The organism is Staphylococcus kloosii (assembly GCF_032139365.1).
GTDB lineage: Bacteria > Bacillota > Bacilli > Staphylococcales > Staphylococcaceae > Staphylococcus > Staphylococcus kloosii_A.
Genome location: NZ_JAVTDB010000045.1, coordinates 1 through 2,364 on the forward strand (window position 1 = coordinate 1; position 2,364 = coordinate 2,364).

Sequence of the window (2,364 nt, forward strand, 5' to 3'; positions counted from 1 at the left end):
CTACTAAAAAAATAGCAGAAGCATTTTATGATATTAATGGTACGCTTTATTGTGAAAAATTTTACGAAAACAATGATAAAAACGAATTAATTTATATACAAACATATCAAAATGAACGACCTCACATGACTTTTTCATCAGAAAAGCAATTCTTTCAATATTATTTTGATAATAGGTTCAAAGATGGCGACACAATATTTTGTGATGCAAGAGCGTTAGATGCCCCACTCTTGAAACAAAATAATAATACTAACAATCTTCTAGTTTTTCATAGTAGTCATTTAAATGAAAACAGCATAAAAGGTTCGTTTAAATTTGCTCTAAATAACTCAGATAAAGTTGCAAAATACATTGTTCTAACGCACAAACAAAAAAATGATATACAGCATACATTCCCAATAGACTCTAAAAAAATTAGCGTTATACCACATTTTATACTTAATAAAGTAACTGACACTAATGTAGAAGAAAAAGAAGATAGGTTTATTTTCTTAGGTCGACTTGGCGTTGAAAAGCAACTAGATCATATTATTAAAGCATATAATAAATTTTTAGAAAGTGGTCATTCAACTAAGCTTGCTATTTTTGGTAAAGATGAATTTAATCAAAAAGAAATATTGGAAAAACTCATAAATGATTATGGCATTCAAGATAAAGTGAATATTTATGATTATACTAATAATCCATCATTAGAATTTAAAAAATCTAAGGCTTCCCTACTTACTAGTAAATTTGAAGGTTTTGCCTTATCAGTTATGGAGAGCATTGAGTCTGGATGCCCAGTCGTTTCTTATGATATTAAATATGGCCCATCAGAAATAATTAATCATGGTGAGAATGGTTATCTTGTAGAGCCAAATAACATATCTCAATTAGCCGATTATATGAAAGAAGTCATTGAGCGACCACTACCAAGTGTACAAACAAATTCAGAATTAAAGTACACGGCTGCCATTGAAAACTATAAGCTTCTATTTTCAACGTTGAATAATTGACATTATCAAATTTTAGAGCAAAACACTTACAAACATCAAAACGCGACTTATTCATATTAATAAAAAACGCTTTGTAACGAATTGTTACAAAGCGTTTTGATACATTATCAAATGTAGATTGAAAATTCAATTTTCTCAGTTTTTACTATTTTATAAAAAGGCTATCGTATCAGTTCTTTCAGCCATATTTTAAATAATCTGCTTTTTTTGTCCTGAAAAATACCCACCTATTCATTTAGGTGGAACTATTTTAATTCAATGTTTATCTTTTATTTTTTCTTATATTTCTTTTAATAAATATTAAAAAGCAACATTAATAACCGTATAATCCCGCGTATTAGATGACCGAAATAAAATTGATAAACTAGAAAAATAATTAATATTATTGCTATCAAAAATGATGATGCTATTTCTATATTTTTTACAAGACTAACACCCTTAACAAAAATAAAATGAACTTATCTTATTATAAAATATAAATTATCACTCTTACTATTTTATTTTAATAATATCTAATAACCTTAATCTTTTAATCTCTCTATTAACAGATAACTTTAACTCACTTTCAAGAACTTCAACTTTATGAACGTAATCAATTTCTTCATTTGTATGACCGTCGTTAAAATAGCTTAATTCAATATATGGATTATTGAACATTTTAACTATTAACTTTTAATTTAATATTTCCAGTTGATTGTCAGATAATATAGGTCTATCGACTTTATTCTGGTCTATCATATATTGCTCTAAACTTTGATATTGTTCTAGCCGGTTGCGAAAGGCTTTCATTTTACACTACCTCTCCCTTGTGGAATATTAAGATTGAGATATTCACGGGGTATTTTACGATAGCCAGATTTGTACTTATATGGTTCTGGTATATTTGGATTAATAACTTTCACACAATCATCTCGTCTTTATAACAGAACAAAAGTTCGTATATGTAAATAAAAATAAGTCTCATCTATTTAGTTAGACGAGGCTTATTTCAATTGCAATTAGCTTATTGTTACGAAAATTGGTCTTTGACAAAATCTACCGCTTTCATTATTGTTTCTGTGTTATTTGCAGCCCATTTTACTGCGTCTAAAATGACACCCGTCATAACTTTCACCCCTTTTTATTTGACTTAAATATAAATTAACACAATTTTCTGTCACTAATATTTTAATTGCCTAAATGATTAATTTTTATTCCATACTGTATATAATGTTAAACTGATAAAAATATTATTAATTTCTTATATTGCTTTGTTTGATTAAAAATCACCGTATCAATTAAGATACAGTTGCACTCTACAATTTAGAAAAATTTTCTTATAATTTGTCTGTAAATAAATATAAGAAATAATAATCAATAGGATCATTTA

1 protein-coding gene is annotated in these 2,364 nt (G+C 26.9%); it reads left to right on the forward strand.

Annotated elements, in window-relative coordinates:
- Positions 1–995: glycosyltransferase (locus tag RPL90_RS05655; protein ID WP_313546575.1), on the forward strand; the 995-nt coding region annotated here is incomplete at its 5' end.
- Positions 996–2,364 lie beyond the last annotated feature (1,369 nt).